Origin of the sequence: Modestobacter marinus (assembly GCF_019799945.1) — a bacterium.
Classification (GTDB): Bacteria; Actinomycetota; Actinomycetes; order Mycobacteriales; family Geodermatophilaceae; genus Modestobacter; species Modestobacter marinus_B.
The window spans coordinates 18,368-36,880 of record NZ_JABGCH010000039.1 but is presented as its reverse complement, the minus strand read 5'-3'; the positions used below and the strand labels follow the sequence as shown (position 1 = coordinate 36,880).

General features: G+C 67.4%; 8 protein-coding genes and 1 pseudogene. 2 read left to right on the top strand and 7 right to left on the bottom strand.

The window, feature by feature from the left end; genetic code table 11:
- Positions 1-71: 71 nt before the first annotated feature.
- Entirely contained in the window at positions 72-1,208 is a 1,137-nt protein-coding gene (locus HK417_RS22050) for a hypothetical protein (protein ID WP_222271985.1), read from the top strand.
- 150 nt (positions 1,209-1,358) lie between these two features.
- The gene (locus tag HK417_RS22045) at positions 1,359-1,907 is read left to right on the top strand and encodes a DUF6308 family protein (RefSeq protein WP_222271983.1); all 549 of its coding nucleotides are present in this window, start codon (positions 1,359-1,361) and stop codon (positions 1,905-1,907) included.
- Here the strand turns inward: HK417_RS22045 and HK417_RS22040 are convergent.
- From HK417_RS22040 to HK417_RS25840, 7 genes and pseudogenes are all read right to left on the bottom strand, one after another.
- On the bottom strand, positions 1,852-3,024 hold the full coding sequence (locus tag HK417_RS22040) for an McrC family protein (RefSeq protein WP_222271981.1): 1,173 nt from the start codon (positions 3,022-3,024) through the stop codon (positions 1,852-1,854). The genes HK417_RS22045 and HK417_RS22040 overlap by 56 nt on opposite strands.
- 35 nt (positions 3,025-3,059) lie before the next feature.
- The gene (locus tag HK417_RS22035) at positions 3,060-5,744 is read right to left on the bottom strand and encodes an AAA family ATPase (protein WP_222271978.1); all 2,685 of its coding nucleotides are present in this window, start codon (positions 5,742-5,744) and stop codon (positions 3,060-3,062) included.
- A complete protein-coding gene (locus tag HK417_RS22030) occupies positions 5,741-9,712 on the bottom strand; it encodes an Eco57I restriction-modification methylase domain-containing protein (protein WP_222271976.1) in 3,972 nt (1,323 codons plus the stop codon). Before HK417_RS22030 ends, HK417_RS22035 begins: the two co-directional genes overlap by 4 nt.
- On the bottom strand, positions 9,709-12,579 hold the full coding sequence (locus HK417_RS22025; RefSeq protein ID WP_222271957.1) for a helicase-related protein: 2,871 nt from the start codon (positions 12,577-12,579) through the stop codon (positions 9,709-9,711). Before HK417_RS22025 ends, HK417_RS22030 begins: the two co-directional genes overlap by 4 nt.
- Positions 12,576-17,798 (bottom strand): DEAD/DEAH box helicase, encoded by a 5,223-nt coding sequence (locus HK417_RS22020; RefSeq protein ID WP_222271956.1) that lies wholly within the window; start codon positions 17,796-17,798, stop codon positions 12,576-12,578. Before HK417_RS22020 ends, HK417_RS22025 begins: the two co-directional genes overlap by 4 nt.
- A gap of 143 nt (positions 17,799-17,941) precedes the next feature.
- Positions 17,942-18,337: an endonuclease domain-containing protein gene (locus tag HK417_RS22015; protein WP_308123766.1), complete on the bottom strand. Its 396-nt coding sequence runs from the start codon at positions 18,335-18,337 to the stop codon at positions 17,942-17,944.
- A gap of 33 nt (positions 18,338-18,370) precedes the next feature.
- Positions 18,371-18,502 (bottom strand): annotated as a pseudogene (locus tag HK417_RS25840) (hypothetical protein); the annotation flags it as partial.
- Positions 18,503-18,513 lie beyond the last annotated feature (11 nt).

The following is an 18,513-nucleotide window of genomic DNA, read 5'->3' as shown; positions in this document are numbered from 1 at the left end:
GTCTCCGGCGGAGCTCCACGGGTGGGGAAATTCAGTGAGCAGGTCTGGGGACTTTCATCTGAGCGCCGTCAGTGACGGAGACCGGCCTCGATCTGAGTGCCTGCTTCTCCGCGGACGGGGGCCTCGATGACCTGATTGCAGGGGACGCGCTGGTCTACCCGACCGACACTGTGGGCGAGCTCATCTTCTTTGGTGACCCGGCCGCGGCACACAAGCACGGAGAGGTGGTGGCGTCAGTTCCTCGCGACCTCGCCCGCGTGGCAGTCGGCGTCGATGCCCTGGTCAAGGCCGGGCTCGCCATGTCCGAGCAAGCGGGACTGTTGGTCCGGTTGACGCCTGAGTCCACGCGACGTCTGCGCGAACTACAGACGATCAAGGACGCCTCGGGAGCGGCTCTCGGTGTCTTGCGAGGGACTGATGGGACGTTCACGCACGTCATCCGCTTCCAGCCGGCGCAGATGCTTCAGACGGCCAGTTCGGTGACCGGCGCTCTGAGCGCCATCGCGACGCAGGCGCAGCTCGCACGGATCGAGAAGGCCATCGGTGCCGTGTCTCAGCAGGTGGATGCACTTGGTCGGTCGGCCGAACGCGACCGTGAGGCCGACGGAGAAGCCATCCGTGGGGTCATTCTCGAGGTCTATCGGGCGGCTCAATCGACGGGGACGCTGACAAGGGCCATGTGGGATCAGCTGGCTCCGGTCAACAAGGATGTGCGGAGACTCCAGGCCCGGTCCGCGCTCGAGGCCAAGGCACTGCGCCAGGAGCTCGAGGAGCTGCGCAAGAAGCCGGTCAAGGACCGTCGAACGCGGCTCGGTGAGCTGGAGAGCGGTGAACTGCAGGCAGTGTTCGACGACCTGCAACGGGATAACCGGGCCCTCGTGCAGTTCCAGGCTTTGCGGCTGTGGCACTTGACTGTCGCCGGTGACGCCGGGCTGGAAGCCTACGTCTTCGAACTGCGGGCCGCCATCACCGAGCAGGCCGAGCTGATCGCCGGCCTGTACAACGCCATCGAGGACGCCGTAGAGGCCGCAGGCGGCAGTTCACGATTCCAGAACATCTTCTCCCCGTTGAACTCGCGATGGGTCAAGGACAGGACGGGGAAGCTGCTCGAACAACTCGGGGAAATGCGGGCGGGCTACCGGCCGACACAACTAGGAGTCGATGGGGTGCAACAGGCCCTACTTCCGGTCCCGAGTCAGTACACCTAGTCCTCGGCTGATCATTCACCCGCCATCTCGCGCCATCTCCCCTTCCGTTTGTGAGGTTCGTTTTGTCGAGTGTTGAGCAGTTGTTTCCCTGTGCGCAGACACACTTGCGCGACTACGCCGACCCAGCGGGCGGTCGGGCGTGGCAGACGTATGACCGACTGGGTGATTCCGCACAACTTGAACCGGACGATTTCTTCGCGCCGGCACTGGCTCGATGCGCCGCTCCGCGGTCGGGACGTCATCAAGATGCACCGACCCGACGGCCCTTACCGGGTTCTCCGCGACGCCATGGCGAAGGTCGTGTCGGACGAGGAAGCGGCCACTGCTCTGTTCCAGGACCAGGACCTGACCGCTGATGTCGGCCCTTGGTCACTCGTCCGGGCTGCGCTGCATGCCAGCGACTCGACTCCGCACATCAAGGCGTCGAAGGTCACGAAGGTACTGCACAGGAAGCGCCCAGCGCTCGTGCCGATCTTCGACAGCAAGGTCGCTAGCTACTACGGCGTGAGTGCAGGGAAGCCATGGTTGTTCTGGCCGCTGATCCAAGCGGACCTCCGAGCCCACGGAGACCGGCTGCAACGACTGGCCAGGGACTACGAGACGTCGGATGGGCGGCGCATGACGGCCCTCCGGGCACTCGACATCATCGTGTGGGAGCACTGTCGAGGCTGTGAACCAACCCGCGGTGCAGGCTCCTGACCTGCTCCTCGACGTCAGGCAGGGGGGAACGCAAGTCGATCGAATGGAGGCGCAAATCAATGCCGGCCCCGCGCGTGGCGTAGTGATCCGGTTCCCCGGAGTTCTCGCCGGCGTAGACGAGATGGCCCGTCGTCAGTCCGAGTCGCAGGCAGTAGGTGATGAGTTGGTAGGCGTCGGCGTTCGGGAAGGCACCGCCATCACCGAGCAGCTTGTACTTCGTGTCGCCGACCGCAAGGACGTCCGCTCCGTCGACGACCACGAGGTCCGGCTTGATTGTGATGCGCTCGTCCTCGTCAAGCGGATACTGCTGCTGCACGAGCAGTCGGCCCGGGCCGACGGCCAGGCACTCCTCCTTGAGGATCTGCGCCACGAGCGCCTCGAACACCCATGCCATGTTGAGCGCGAAGCCGTGGGCGACGACGTCACCGACCCGGTGCTCGACGCTCCCCCCGCCGAGCGCCAGGTCGGCCAGATACAGCAGCCGGTGGAGGTGCCTGTTGAGTCGCGTGGGTGTCCACGGCGGTAGACGAACTCCCTGAGGAGCGAGCCTGACCTCCGCGAGCATGCGGTCGACTCGGCGGAGTCCGCCACGCGTCGCTTTGGGGAGTCCGGGCAGGCTCAGCAGAACCCGAGTCGCGGCCCGTAGACGCCGGTTCTCGTCCGTGTCGAGCGTCCACTCGTCGACCGTCACCTCGATCGGCGTCACGACGCCGAAGCGGCGCAGCGCCTGGTCGACCAGGCGGATCCGTCCCCGGACGACGTGCAGCGACTGGTCCTCCGTGCGGTAACCCCGCTGCGGCCGCTGCGCCAGAGCCGTCTGCGCCTCCCGCTCGAACAGGACCGCCAACACCGTGCTGAGGTCCGCGTCGTCGGCCAGCCCCAGTCGGTCGGCGTCCACATGCATGTTGCGGACGCCGTTCGCGCGCGCCAGCAGTTGAAGGACCTTGACCGCGCCGACCTTCGGGGCCACCCGCACCTCGAGGTCACCGCAGCGAACCGCCCCCACCCACTGGCCGGCCGCAACCTTCCACCCGTCTCTCTCAGGCGTGGCGGTGACGAGCTTTGTGCCGCTCAACGCAACCGCCTCAGCGCGGTTGAGATCGACCCCGGTCAGCACTTGGCCTTCGGACAGGTGCTGCAGTGCTTCCCGACTCAACCCTCGGCGCCCTCAGTCTGTGGCGCGGCGGCGAGGCCCACCTCGGTCATCCACTTCGCGAACGGGTACCAGGTCGCGAGCTGGTCCTGGGCGTCGTAGTGGTGCTCCTTCAGCATCGGTAGGAGTTCACGTCGCCACAGACGGTCCAGCGCCGCCGGCTCCCCAGCGTTCGGTCGCATGAAGTAGGACGGCCCGAAGGCCAGCGACGGGTCCAGTCCTCGCTCCCCCATCCGCTTGTTGAGGCGGTCGAAGAGATCGGCGACGGCCGTCGGTTGCCGGTTCGTCTCGCACCACCGCCGGAGCACGCCGCTGAGCGCCGGCTCGGACGTGTCCATCGACAGGAAGACGAACCGCCTCCGCATCGCGGCGTCCAACAAGGCGATTGAACGGTCCGCTGTGTTCATCGTTCCGATGATGAACAGATTGTCCGGCAGGCTGAAGCGCTCACCTGCGCTGTACAGCAGCTCGATCTCCTGCTGGCGGTACTCGAGGAGGAAGTAGAGCTCCCCGAAGACCTTCGCGATGTTGGCCCGGTTGATCTCATCGATCACCAGGACGAAGGGCTTGTTCGGCGCCTTGCTGGCCTCGTCGGCGATTCGCTTGAGCGGCCCGGGCTGCACGGTGAGCGCTGCTCCGGTGCCGTCCGCAGTCGCCACCGGGCGGAAGCCCTCGACGAAGTCCTCGTAGGAGTACGTGGGATGGAATTGCACCAGGGCGGACTGGCCCTCGACGACGCCGCACGCCTCCAGAAGGCGCTGGACCAAGAACGTTTTCCCCGTACCCGGAGGGCCCTCCAGCACGACCTGCTTGCGCTCGTTCAGGCTGATCATCAGCTCCTTCACCCAACTGGCGTCGGCGTGGTGGAGCGACTCGGCCAGTGCGTCCACGTCGCACTCGAGAACCGCCGGCACGGTCGGCCGAACCTCGGTGACCACGACCTCCGGATCGATCAGAAGGTCGTCGTCCTCGAGGTCGACCGGGCCGGTCAGGTCCTCGTCCACCTCGGCCAGCGCTTCAAGGGCGGCGTTGATCTCGGTGAGGTCGAGCACGTCCTCGCCCTTGAACCGCACTCGTGTGCGCACAGATCCGGGCAGGTCCTTCACGGACGGGGTGGAATCGGCGCTCCAGGCGACCGGTCGCGTGAGGAGCATGGAGCCGCCGATCTGCTTCAGAGCGGCCGGACTGTCCTCAAGGCGTCCGAGGCGGAGTTGCTCGCCGTCGACGGTGGCCACGAGGTCGCCGGGCTGCATCCCCAGCACGAAGGCGAGGACGTCGCGCTTCTTGGCCTCACGCTTGACCACCTGCCAGTCGGAGTACCGCTCATCGACCAGGGTGCTCACCGCATCTTGGGTGGGCTCCGCCGGCAGGTGGGTCAGCCGTCCGACCGTGAGGGTCACCCGGCCCTGGCTGACCCAGGCCGGTACGCGGTTCTGCTGGTCGAGTTCGCCGCGGACCAGCCAGGCGCGGCCCCCGTCGACATCCTGGCTCCACTGCTGCAACAACGGCGCGGTGTCGAAGCGGACCGGCTTGCCACCCTGCTCGGCCTGCAGGCTCAGCGTGATGGCCTTGAGGTCTCGTTCCAGGTCGCCGGAGGGGGCCTCGAGATGAGTGTTGAAGGCCGCGACTACTTGCTCGCGGTCGGCCCGGCGCAGCAGCGTGGTGAACGACGCATGATGGGCGAGCAGGCAAAGCAGCGAGGCGATGCGATCGTCGGCGGCCGGCACGCCGCTGACGAGATCGCGGAAGAGCCAGGGATCCGACCAGGCGGCGTCACGGGTTCCCTGCGGCTGTTGCCACCAGTGGTCGAGGATGCGGATGCACGAGGTCAGCATCGCCACGGGGCTGGCGATCAGGGCCTTCCCGCCGTGCACAAACCCTTGCTCGAGGTCGGCCGACAACTGCCACGGCAAGCCGGGCGGATCCTCTGCGGGGATGAGCGGGTTACGGACCCGGCTGCGCTTGGTGCTGCCGACCATGTCGCTGAGCGGACCGACCAGCAGAACGAGTGCTTCTGAAGCCAACGTCCGCGGGGCCAGGCCGATGAGTCCGGGGAGCGTGGCAGGCGTGGGCTGCGGTGCCGACTCGAGGTACTCGAGCAGCGCCGTTGTGGTGGCCGGAGTCCAGACCGACGTGTCGGTGAGGAAGGCCGATCCGCTGGTTTGCCATGCGAGGAGCACTGGCGCGACGGCGCGGAGCGCGTGCGCGGTCCCCGAGCCCCCGTGAAGGACGTCGGCGGGGGAGAGCTGCAGCTCGGGCAGGACCTCTTTGCGCGCAGCATCCCAGTCGTCGTACGCCTGGCCGGCTACGTCGTACAGCTCCAGCGGGTCCGGGTACCTCGCGAGCGCTGCGCGACCTTCCCGCGTCAACCGAAACCCGCCGTCCGACGTGGCGTGCAGCCAGCCGGCGTGTTCATAGGTAGTGGTCAGGTTCCAGCCGAGGTTGGTCCACGCACGCACGGAACCGCTCTGAGTGACCGACGCGTCGTAGTCGTTGAGCGGCACGCGCCGCGCGGTCAGCTCCTGCAGCTCGCTGTACTTCAGCGGACGATCCTGCTCGGCCAGCACCTCGAGCACCTCGAGCGCCGCGCGCAGCCGCCTGCGGCACCGCAGCACCCACTCTGGGTCTTGGACCGGCTGACCGGGCTCGAAGAGCATCGGCGACTCAAGCGCTTCCGCGGTCACATGCGCTCCTTGTGTCGCGGACCCTGCCCGGGAGGTGGGTCGAGGGGGCTGACGAAAGGCACGCCACTGCGGGCGGCCTCGGCCATGGCGTCGTAGGCGGCCAGAATTTCTCGCATGGTGCGGAACTCGCCAAGGTCCCGCTCCTCGTACTTGCGAAGGACAAAGAAGGATTCGAGGACGTGCTCAACGTCGCTACGAGACAATCCGTAGAGGTGAAACATCCCCGCCTCAACTTCGGCGCGAAGCTGTGAGCGTCGCTCAGGAATCCATCGGTATGGCGCGCCCGGATCGGCTCCAACTATGTCCGCTGCGTAAGTGCTCAGTTGCCAGGATGTGTAACTAAGCTCCAAGACTCGGTGACGAACGAAGTCGGCGAACTTGTCCGTGGCCCATTCGGGAACCGACTCAAACGCCTCGGGTCGAGGACATGCTAGCTGCCGCACGGTCGTATAAGTCATGCTGGCTCCGCTGACTTTCTGGCGGCTGATGTAATCAAAGATCAGACTCGACCATACTGCGTGCAGAAGTGGACCAAGTTGTGCGGGTGAGGGCATCGCGAGGAGAAATTTGTGCCCTACAGCGCTTCGCGGCAGGACGCTTGGGATGAACGTTCGAACGTTACTTGCGCCTGCAATGTCTCGCCAGCCCAAGAACCATTTCCTAGTCCATGCCGGGCTGATCGCGGCATCCACTGTGCCCTCTGCGACCCAGTAGTGAGCCATGGGCTCAACGTTTGGGTCGTCCAACCGATCGATGTCAAGGTGCGGAAGAGTGCCTTTGTTCAGTTGTGCCTGGGTTGCGCCTGAGTAGGTGGCATACCTGTGATTCCAGTGCGACAACATCTTTGCTTCATATAGCGGGAGCCATCGCTTCGTTGCCGTCGTCCACGCCCAGCCCTCATACTCCGCACCATTGGTTGCGAGTTCTGCTTCGGAGACAAAGTTCTGTGAATCATTGGCCATGTCAAAAAGGCGAGCGAAGCGCAGACCCCAGGGGTTACCGTCGACCTCGTCTTCGCGATGCAGGATCGGGTGACGTAGGTAGCAATCCAGGGTGATCTCGGCATCTCTCCGGCTCCGAAAGACAGGCAGGGTGCCGGTGTTGGGGTTGATCAACAGCACTTCATCGGACGCTAGAAAAAAGCGGCGTTGCTGTACGTCCGAGACGTGACGAGTGTAGAAGGCCAGCCGAACATCTTTAACTTCTTCCCCGCCCGTCATGCAGGTGACTGCGCACCGAAGTTGGTTGTGAACCCCTGGGAAGATCTTCGCCTCGTTTTCGAAATCATAGAAGGAGGCGAGACGAGATGCCTTGAGCGTATCTGCGAAGAAAGCTGCGGTGGTTGCGTCTGTGGCTAGACCTGTTGGCGTGATAATGCCTGAGCGGCCAGTGGGGGCTACGGTCGCGCGGAAGTGCTCGGCGAAAACGCTGTAGGTATTGACGTCGCCGACTCCGCAGAGGGGGTAACGGCCTGAAGTGCGAAGAAAGTGACTGGCGGCCTCTGACTGACGCTTGGCGTTATTGAACTCTCTCAGCAACGCCGGCTGGGACTGGGCCAGCATGGCGATGGCCTTCTTGCGGGCGGCGGCATTCTTGGCTTCGGCAATGTTTGCGTCGCGCGAAGCGAAGAACTCTTGCTCTTGGAGCTTGATGCGTTCCCAAGGTGGGTTCCCGAGCACCGCGGAGAACCCGCCGGTCCAGCCGGTGGGGGTGTTGGCGGGTTCGTCACCGGGCACGCGGAAAACCTCGGGATACTCGAGGTGCCAGTGGAACAGTCGGTATTGAACTGCTAGAGCGTCTACTGACTCGGTAACGTGCTGTGGCGCGATGCCGGCGCTGAGTTGCTCGAGGGTGGCGTGGGTGATGGGCTCGTGATCTGCAGTTTTGTGGCCGAGGAAGGCGGCGCACCAGGCGTCGGCGGTACGTCGAACACGGATGGCGGTCTCGGAGGACTGGCCGACGGTGTAGCGCTGCGCAGCCCACGCGATGTCGGCGAGCGTGTGGCCGTCAGTGGCACGCTCGGCGATCTCCTCGGCGGCGATCCGGAGACCTTCGTTGCCGACCGGAATGCCTGCTTCCGAGAGTAGCTGGAGCTGTCCGTCGCGGAGCTTCTTGTTGTGGTTCTTCCAGGCGGTGACGGTCTTCTTGTTGTCGTCGCCGAGGGCCGCGTAGGCGGCGTCGGGGATGCCGGCGTGAAGCAGCCTGGGTGTGGTGCCGAGGAGGGCGTTGCCGACCTTGATGTGATGATCGAGAAAGGACAGCGGCTGGCCAGGGGTCATCGCCTCCAGCCAGAGGCTGACCTTCGCCAGGTCGGCGGCCATCGAGTTGAGGTCAACGCCGTAGATGCACCGCGCCACGACGTCATGCATCGCCTGTTGAGAATCCGCCGGGGTGGGATCGACCTCTCCTGTGCGAACCATGGCCAAGCGGTTGGCGATGCGGCGGGCGGCGGCGACCATGAAGTGGCCGCTGCCGATTGCCGGGTCGCAGACGGTGACCGCGAGCAGCGCCTGCTCGGGGTCGGGCTGCTTCTCCGCATCGTCGAGAACCGGATCCAGGGCGCTGTCCAGGACGAGGTCGACCAGGTCGCTCGGGGTGTAGTAGCTACCCGTGGTCTTGCGGTCGTTGCCCGCCAGGGTCTCCAGGGTGAAGACCAGCCGGGAGGGGTCGTGACGGGGGACGAGCTCGAGCAGCGACTCGTAGATGGAACCGAGTTCTTCGGCGCCGAGGTGACGGAAGTCGACCAGCCGGCGCGGTTGGCCCTTGGGCTGCACCACCGACAGGGACCGGATCACCTTCAGCAGAGACTGGTTGCCCAGGCGGGCGCCGGCCAGCACGTCGGCCTGGGTGGTGGTGAACAGGCCTCCCAGCCCGGGCAGGCCGAGGCGCGGCTCGCCGTCCTGCCGACCAAGCGCATTCAGCACCAGGTCGACGGCTTGCCACAGGTCGTCGTGGGCACTGCCCTGCCGGCGGACAGCTAGCCGACGCAAGCGACCAGACGAGAAGTGCTGGGCGTAGCGGTCCCGCGTCTCCCGGGGGGCGTCCGGGGCATGGAGGGCGTCGCGGTCCTCGGCGACAGACCAGAACAGCAGCCGGTAAACGGTACGCAGCAGCGCGGCGTGCACGTCTTCCAGCCGGAGCGCACCGCTGGCCAGGCCCTCGCGCAGCGCGGCGTTGGCCGGGTGCTGCAGAAAGCCGGTGCCCAGCGTCTCCAGGGCGTCCTGCACGCCATCGCGCAGCAGATTCAGGGCGCGCACGCCCTGGCTGATCGCCGTCGTCCGCCAGCGCTCCAGCCAACAGTCCGACAGCACGCCATCGGTTGAGACCTCAACCCGGGACTGGTGCGCCAACAGGAAGAGCAAGGCGAACTCGGCGAACAGCTCGCCGTCGAACATCGCCTCCAGGTCGAACTCGACGAAGGCCTGCCCGGTGAGGGTGGTGGAGTCCCGCAGCAGACGGAGCACCCGCCCGTTGGAGATCACCCCCCACAGGTGGTCATCGGTCCGGTTGAGCAGCTCCTGCACCATCGCGTGCGGAGCCCGCTGCGCGGCACCCGGCACACCCGGCGTGCGCTTGTCCAGCGGCACCCCCCAGCCGAGCAGGTGGATCGGGGTGGCGCCCCACAGGTGGCTGACCGGGTACTGCTTGTCTCCCGCGGTGAGCCCGCCGGTGCCGGTCACCGGCACCCGGCCGTAGCCGAGCTCGCTGAGCACCACCGTCAGCCACCGCTCGCGCGTCAACCCGACCGCCGGATCACCCTCGGGCAGCCGGGCCAGGTCATCGCGAAACCGCCGGTACACGCCAAGCAGATGAGTCCACACCCGGGCGGAGGCTTCCCGTGGGTTCTCCCCGGCCAGGTGATAGTCGGTCGAGCGCAGCCCGTCCAGACTGCCGCCCAGCACCGCCGACAACACGTCAGACGGAAGCAGGCCTCCGCCCACACGCACGGAGATGAACGAGCCGGTCATGCGTTGCTCCCAACAGCCGGCAGGAGCACCTGCAGGCTCAGTACGTCGACGGGGCGTTGAGCGGTCACCGACAGACCGCGGCGCACGGCACCGGCTCCGAGGCGGGCGCGGCGGTGCGCACCGAGCAGCCGGTCGGCGTGCTCGTCGGCAACCTGCTCCAGGTACGTCGTTAGTTCCGGCAGCCCGTTAAGAACTCGCTCGGCGGCGAGTCGAGCTGCATCGGCGGGGACGTTCCCGGACGGGGTTGCAGTGAGAAGGACCTCGGCGCGCTCGTCGGAGAGCCAGACCGCATTGCTCGGCGCCCCTTCGAAGGCCAGGACCCGGGCGTCCTCCGCAACCTGCGAATGCACGCCGTCCGGGGTCGGCAGGGTGAGCTGGAAGCGGAAGCGGACGAGCAACAAGGTCGTGCGGGTCTGCACTGCATCGGTGCGCATGACTCCGGCTCGCCTGGCAGGACGGTCGCGCTCGGGCACCGCGCGGTCGAGGGCGCTCTCCAGGACGTAACGACCGATGGCCTGCACGGTCGGATCGGTGCGGGCGATGACCGCCTCCCTACGACCAGCGGGTGGCTCAGCGCGGAACAGGAGCGGGTCACGAACCCCCACGGGCAGGCTGTGTCGCAGCCCGAGTGGAAGCGTGCCGAGGACGGCGGTGAAGCCGTCGTCCACCGTGGTCACCGTGGAGCCGAGGGCTCGCAAGGTGTGCACCAGGAAGCGCTCGAGGTCCCCGTGGGCGCCGAGGGCCTCACGGATCTCGGTGACTTCCGTGACCACTTCGTCCGGCTTGATCGTGTGCTGCGCGAACCGAGTGCGGGACGCCTTCTCCTTCTCAGTGGCGGACTGCCACGCAGCGTCGAAGTCGATGGTGCGCTGATCCAGGTCGAGGTCGATCGTCAGCTGCTCCGGGTGGCGGTTGCGCAGCAGCAGGCCCTCGGCCAGCGCATCGATCAGCCCGTCACCGTTGCCAGGAACGGGAACGGCCACCCCGGTGGCCTTGGCGATCGCGCGGTGCTTGCGGATCAGCACCTCGAGGACGATCTCGTCGATGCCGTTGTCCTCACCGTAGAGCGTCAGCGCGCGGACGACGTCCTGGCGCTGGCCGAATCGGTCGACGCGGCCCTCGCGCTGCTCGTGCCTAGTGGGGTTCCAGGCGAGGTCGTAGTGCAGGACAGCGGAGAAGGCCTCCTGCAGGTTGACGCCTTCGGAGAGGCAGTCGGTAGCCACCAGGACGTGCCGGCCCGGCTTTTCGACCAGATCTTGCACTCGACGCGCTCGCTCGGCGGGAGGGAGAAGGCCGGTGACGACGCCGACGTTGACGTCGGCTCCGCGCTTTCCGCTCAGTGCGGCAGCGAGGTGCTCGCCGATGTACTCGGCCGTGTGGATGAAGCGGCAGAAGACGATCGGCGCAAAGCCGTCCGCGAGCAGTTGCTTGACCTGGCTGATGACCAGCGCGAGCTTGCGGTCCTGGTCAACGCCCTCGAGCTCCGCGGCTCGACGCGCGAAGGCGGACAGGCGCCGGCGCTCCGCGGCACCGCTCGTGGCCTCGAGCTCCTCGGGTTGGTGCACGAGCGCGCCGGGCGTCATGTCGAGGCCTTCCAGCGTCTCGTCGTCCGCACTGTCGAGAACGCCCGCGCGGCCGAGTGCGTCGACCTCCGCCGCGTTCGCGACATCAGCGTTCGACGCGCGCGTGCTCAATGTGGCAACGGCCGCGCGGGGGCTGGATGCCATGGCGCGAAGGAGCGCCAGCGCCGACCACCACCTGACGCGGCTGCGAGCACCCGAAACGCTGTCGCGGACCTGTTCTCGGGCGTAGGACAGCACGTCCTCGAATAGGTCGCGGTAGGCCGGGCTGAGGGTGTAGGGGACGTCTTTGGTCTCCCTGTCGCGGGGGAAGGGTGTGTCCTCGTCCAGGTAGTGGCGGATGTCTGCACGCCGACGCTGCACGAAGTGCCGGGCCAGCAACGTCCGCCCGGCCGTGCTGCCGAGGTCAACCGCGGCGAGGTCCGGGTGGCAGAGACCGACCAGGTTGGCGAATGCCGTCTCGTCACCGGAATGCGGCGTCGCAGTGGCGAGGATGAGGTGGCGGCTCGCGTCGGCGGCGAGGGACTTGAGCAGCTCGTACCGCTGGTGGCGAGACTGCTGTCCAGCGGCGCTGCCGGCGACGGAGTTGTGCGCCTCGTCGACGATGACGAGCTCCGGGCAACGGAGCACGAACTCATGCCGGCGCCGGTCAGACTTGATGAAGTCGGTCGAGACAATGACGTGCGGATACCGGTCGAACAGCGACTCATTGAGCATGAGCCCGCGTTCCAGGCTCTTGACCGTGCTGGTGAGGACCAGCGCGGCATCGATCCCGAACTTCTCGCGGAGCTCGCGCTGCCACTGCTCGGCCAGCGACGGCGAGCACAGAACCGCCATGCGCTTGACGGTTCCCTGGGCGAGGAGCTCGGCCGCGATCAGGCCGGCCTCGATGGTCTTGCCGATGCCGACGTCGTCGGCGATGACCAGCCGGACCGTGTCCTGACGCAGGGCCATCATCAAAGGCACGTACTGGTAGTTGCGCGGGCTGACGCTGATCCCCGCCAGCGAGCGGAAGGGGCCGGCGGAGGACTGGAATCCCACCCGGAGTGCCGTGCGCAGCAGCTCGGTCGAGGCGGCGTCGCCCAGGTCGTCGGCGGCGGGGACCGGGAAGGTCGCCGGCTCGACGCCTTCGTCGGGGAACACGCCTACGACGTCGTCCGGTCCGCCGCCCAAGGGCTGCAGCAGCAGGAAGTCCGGAGTCGTGTTCGGGAGCACCACCCACTCACGGCCGCGGGCGCGAACCAGCCCGCCGACGGCGAAGTCGACGGTCTTCTCGGGGATGCTCAACGTGCAGTCCTTCCAGGTCCAAAGATCCATGTGTGGCGGCCGACGAGCGCCGCCCAGTCCTCGCTGTGGTGCACGCGGACCACGGCCCAGCCAAGGTCCTCGAGCCGTTCAGCCGCCTGCGCGTCGCGCAGTTGCTGCACCGCGTCGTCGTGGTGCGGACCGTCGATGAACACGGCCACCGGGTTGCCGGGCAGGTTGTAGACGAGGTCGGGCCGGGCATTGGCGGCGCTGACCGTCTGCTGCGCGTCGTCCGGCAGGCGGTGGCCGTTCTCCTGCAGCCAGTCGACGAACCGGCGTTCCAAGCCGGAGTCCGACAGGGCGTTGAGCCACTCCTGCTGCTCCGACCGGTCGCGTTCCCCAGCGCCGGTTGTGACGTCGGCCTTCAGCAGCTCGCGCAGCAGCGGGACGATCTCGTGCCGGTCGATCGCGCTGTGGTCGTACTGGTTGCCGTAGGACAGCAGGCAGTCATAGCAGCCCTTCTCGCACCGCTCCCTAGCGCCAGGGGCATGACCGAGATCAGCTCCGCTGTCGGGGTCGTAATGGATGAGCTCCAGCGCCGTACGTGCGACGTCCGCCAGTTTGCGGGGCTCTTCCAGCAGACGGCTCAGCACACCGGCGCCACCTTCGGCGGACTCGTTCAGCAGCATTCGCCCGCGGTCTTCAGAGTCAGGGAGCTCGACGCTGTCGAGCTCGGAGTCCTCCAGCTGGAAGGTGGCCTCGGCGGCACGCTCGAGGGCGGCGCGCAGCGTCACGGTGACGGTCTCCGAGGCGGGTTCAGACAGGCGGACGACCAGGACGTTGCGACGGTCCTCGACGTAAGGCGTGACCTTCTCCTTCGCGGCGACGTCCTCTGCCGCGTCGAGGCTCTCAGTGTCGACCGTCTTGTCGGTCGCCTTGGTCTCCGAAAGCCAACGGCCCTCTCGCAGGTCGAGCCAGAAGCCCCGATCGCTGGGGTTCTTCCGACGCCGGCGGCCGACGCTCGCGATGCGGATCACGGCAGCGTCGGCATGCACGAGCTCCAGCACCGGATGGCCATCGACGACCGCTTCCGCCTTGGTGTAACCCGGACGCCCACCGCGGTCGGGGAAGCGGAAGGAGACCTCCAGGTCGAACCCGGACCTGCGGCGTTCCTCCTCGTCGCTGCTGATGCGCTCGCGCCGACGGGTGAACACGGTCTGCAGGCGCAGCAGGCCGTACTGGGAGACGCCCAGCTGTGCGCCGCAGTGCTCACAGGTGTCGGTGCCGACGACGACAGGGTGGTGGTAGCCGCAGTGCTCGCACCGCTTGGCGGTCTCGGTGACCGCGCCGCTGCTGTTGGTCTCGCCCGGGTCGCGGGGGAGCTGGATGCGACTGACCTCGTACCGAGCCCCCTCGTGGTAGATGAGCGCGCCAGGCCCGAACTCGCTGATGGCCAGGAATCTCGGGCGCTGGATGAAGTCGCCATCGACCTTCACACCGCGCCGTGCCGGGATGTACGCCGCCAGCGGCAGCCGGGGGAACGAGTAGCCCGGGAGGAAGCCCTCGCTGGCCAGGTAGCGGTAGGAGTAGAAGTCGGTGGCGCCGACCTCCCGGTCCTCGTTGCGCAGGAGGATGAGCTGGTTGCGCGCGTCCGCCCGGCGACGTTCGGCCTGCTGCCGATCACGCCTGCTGGACTTCACGTTGATGGCGAGCTTGTGCTGCTCGTGGTACTCGATCAGCGCGGCGAGGAAGAGCTGACGCCAGCGGTCGAACGACTCGTCCAGCAACCGGGCGGCGTGCTTGACCTGGTCGTGGACCCACGTGTCGCTCCACCACGGGGGCTCACCACCGGTGGCCTGCCAGGTCCGACGCAGGTCAGCCATCACTCGCTGGGCGGTGCGCTCTGCCCGCAGTGTGACTTCTGAGTCCGAGAGTGCCTGCCACAGGTTGGGCAGCAACCGAAGAGTCGGGGTGTCGCCGTCCGCTTCGAGCAGGTCGGTGATGGAGGAGTGCATCGACTCATCGGTCTCGGCCAGCCAGATGGCGTGCACGTGTGACCGGATGAGGTCCTCGTTGGTGAGATCGAGGCGAGGTGCCACGACCGAGCCGGCGACCATGTCGCGGGACCGGCGAAACCAGTAGCTGTCGTGCGCGTTGCCCGTGGAGCAGTACGTGAGAACCAGCGCTGGTTGCCCGCTGCGACCCGCACGCCCGGAGCGCTGGGCGTAGTTCGCCGGGGTGGGCGGCACGTTACGCAGTCCCACGGCGTTCAGGCTGGAGATGTCGACGCCCAGCTCCATGGTGGGGGAGCAGTACAGGAGCGGCAGGTCTCCCGTGCGGAAGGCGTCCTCCCGGTCGAGGCGCATCCGCTGCGGCACCTGGGCGGTGTGCTCGCTGGCGTGCATGCCGGCGAAGCCTGCAGCCAATTCCTTGTACAAGTCCTGGAAGAAGGGGTTGACTCGCGCAGAGGCCTCGCCCTGGAACTTCTTCCGGAGCGGGTCAGGGGCGCCGGCTTCCCCGTCACCCGCGACCCAGCGAAGTGCCGCCGCGCGCAGCCGGTACTCAGACCCGTCCGGGCCGTCGGACTGGATGAGCAGGCCGGCTTCGGCGAGCACGCGGAGCAGGTCGATGATCACCTTGCTCGCGTCTTCGGTCTTGACCACACCGGGCAGCCCGGCCGCGTCCGTCCGCAGGTAGCGACCGAACGCGCCGCGCCCGGTCAGCGCCAGGCGGCCGCGCGGGCCGCCGGGCTTGGATGGGCGCGGAGCGGCGTGCCCGACCTCGACCAACCGCTCGTCCTCCGACATGGCCCACGGCTCGATGAGCTGCTGGCGGGACTCCTTACGCAGCCGCTCGAACCCCTCCTCCGCGAGGCAGTCGACGTCGATGGCGCGGACGCGCCGGAGTTCGTCGAGGAGGATCTGGCCCAGCTCTTCGCGATGAGCGGCGGAGATCTGGTCGAGCAGATATGTACCGGCCCAAGACTCGTCGTCTGCAGCCAGCTCCTTAAGGTCGCGGTAGTCGACCCGAAGCAAGCCGGTCTGCTCGAGATTGGGCATGGTGACCCGCCAGCCTCGCTGGAGGTCGACGTACAGCTGGTACTCGACGACGGCGCGCAGCGCTCGTTCCGCGGCCGCCTTGGCACTGAACTTCGCCTGCGGGTTGGCGGAGAAGTCCACGGTCTGCAGGCCAAGTGCGTCGGTCACCGCGCCGGCGATCGTGTCGTGAGTCAGCCCCTCTGGCCCCGCCTTCTCCAGTGCTGCGTGCAGTGCCGCCCGCAGCTGGCTGACCTGCACGAAGTCGTTGAAGTGGCCGGCCTGGAGGCTGGCGTCCTGCCGGTTGTCCACGAACGTGAGCAGCTTGCGGGCGTCCGCGTCGAGGTCATCGAGAGGCACAGAACGCAGGTGCCGGACGATGGAAGCGCTGAGCAGCGTGACAGCGCTGGACCGCCCCTCGGAGTCGAGCGTGGCCAGCTTGCCGAAGTCTTGTCCGCGCACCTGCTCGTACGACACGCCGCAGCGCATGCAGAAGGCGAACGGAGTGGACACGAACCACGCGGGGAGCCCCAGTCCGGCGTTGTCCAGGGTGCCGTCGGGCAGCACGGAGACCTTCTCCGGGAGGTACTTCTTCTTGCTGTCGAGGATCTCGATCCGGTCGGTGTCCGGGTCGGTGACCAGCCACGACTCGGGCAGCCGTCCGGTGGCCAGGGGATCGTTGGGCCAGGGCAGGTCGGATGACACGTACAGGTAGCCGGTGATGCTGTCGCCGCCGCTGGCGTCGACGTCCCGGCGTGAGACCAGGGCGCTGCCACCGCCCTGCTTCACCTTGGCGACCACCAGGTACTCCTGACCGCACTCACGGCAGAAGCCCAACGGCAAGAGGGCCTTCTCCGGGCTGCCCGGGACCGTCACCTGGTACGTGCCGGTGATGTGCCGGCTGTCCTCCGGCTCCAGGGAGACGTACACGGTGTCGCCCTTGGACAGAAACTGGTGCAGCCGGAAGGCGAACACCGGACGGTCGATGACCGGCTGGCGGACGCGGGAGCCCTCTTCGAGCACCCGACGCAATGCCGTCCGACAGGCCTCTTCGGTGTGCCCGGTTAGCTCGGCGAGGGTGGTAGCAGCTTCGGGGAGGGTGGTGGGCGCCCGGCGGACGAGCCGATCCGTTCCTGGCTCGTGGTCGAGACCGAAGGTCGTCTCGATCCAGCCGGCGAGCGGGTCGTCGACAAACTCGGCGTGGCTGCGTGTCTGCTCGGGGCCCTGCGCCGCGGCAACGGCTGCGCGGAGTTGCTCGGTCGTCGGGTTCGTCGCGGTCGTGGCCCGGGTGAGGGTCTCGCCGATGACCCGTTCCGGGGTGACCTCCGAGCCGAACAGTCGGGTCGCAACGTCGGCGACGATGGCGTTTCGTTCAGCCGTCGTCCCGGCGCTTGCCATCGTGGCGCTGGTCCCAACGATCTGGAGGTCGTCGGCTGCGCACTGGTCGCGGAGGCGCCGGATGAGCATGGCGACGTCGGCGCCCTGGCGGCCGCGGTAGGTGTGGAGCTCGTCGAGCGCGAGGAAGCGGAGGCCCTGCGCGGCCCGGACCAGGTGCTTGCGCTCGTCGGGTCGCGTGAGGACCAGCTCGAGCATCACGTAGTTGGTGAGCAGGATGTCCGGAGGCTCGGCGAGGATCCGGCGCCGCTCATCGGGGCTCTCTTGCCCGGTGTACCTCGCGAAGGTGACCGGTTCGCCGCCCTCGGGGTAGCCGAAGCGCAGGAACTTCTCCAGCTCCCCGACCTGGGAGTTGGCCAGGGCGTTCATCGGGTAGACGACGATTGCCTTGACGCCGGGCTGGCGGCGTCCACCGTTGGCGTCTCGGTCGCGCAGGACGGCGTCGACGATCGGGATGATGTAGGCCAGCGACTTACCCGACCCCGTGCCGGTCGTCAGGACGTAGCTCTTGCCGGAGCGCGCGACCTCGACGGCTTCGCGCTGGTGGCGGTGCAGGACGATCGGATCGCGCCCGGCGTCGGTCTTATCCGACTTACGGCGGAAGATGCGCTCGGCTTCCGGGTGGAGGAGCCCCTTGCCCACCAGCTCGGGCACGGAGCCGCCTGATGCGAAGGACGGGTTCAGGCTCAGCCAGGGGTCGGGCCACTGGACGCCCTCGGCGAACTGCTGGTCGACGAACTCGGTGATGCGCTCGTCCCGGACCCGAACGAAGCCGGACGTGAAGGCGCGGTAGTCCGCGATGACCTGCTCGTGGACCTTGAAGACGTCCATAACGCCCCACCCCCGTGTCGATTCGTCGTGACACTAGAGGGTCGTTGTCTTACTCACTGCAACGCGGGGGAGGTCAAGGCCCAGATGGGGCAGGTGCGCCGCGTGGGGCGATCCGCAAGGTCGTAACTCGTAAGAGGGCTCGTCTACGCGGTCTCCCGATGCGCGTGACGCCTGATTTCCTTGGCTACAGACTCTGGCTCGGTGAGGCAACGCCAGGCCGGATAACGCAGGACGTGCCAGCCGCAACGTTGCAGGATCTGATCGCGGGCGAGGTCCTGGCGCCGCTGCCGTCCCCGGGCATCGATGTGCTGGACGCCATCGCACTCGATGTTGATCTGGCGTCCGTCGCTGCACATCACGGCGAAGTCCAGCTCGTACCCGTCCACGAGCGGCTTGAGTTCAACCGTGAGGCCCGCCTCCACCAGCGCGGAGTGCAGCCGCTGTTCGGCCTCCGAATGCAGCTGAGGGTCCTCCCGGCTCGCTCTCGTCCCGCCAGATTCGTCACGCGCGGCTGCAGCGAGGGCAGCTAGCGTCGGCACGGGGAGCGAGGCCAGCGTGGCGGCGTCGCCGACCACGATCAAGGCACGCTGAGCGCGACTAACCGCGACGTTCACCAAGTTGCGCTGGTCCTCGACCCACCGGGCGCTGCCCATCCGTGCCCCCGCGGCGAGGACAGGACTGAACAAGACCACATCCCGCTCGCCACCTTGAAAAC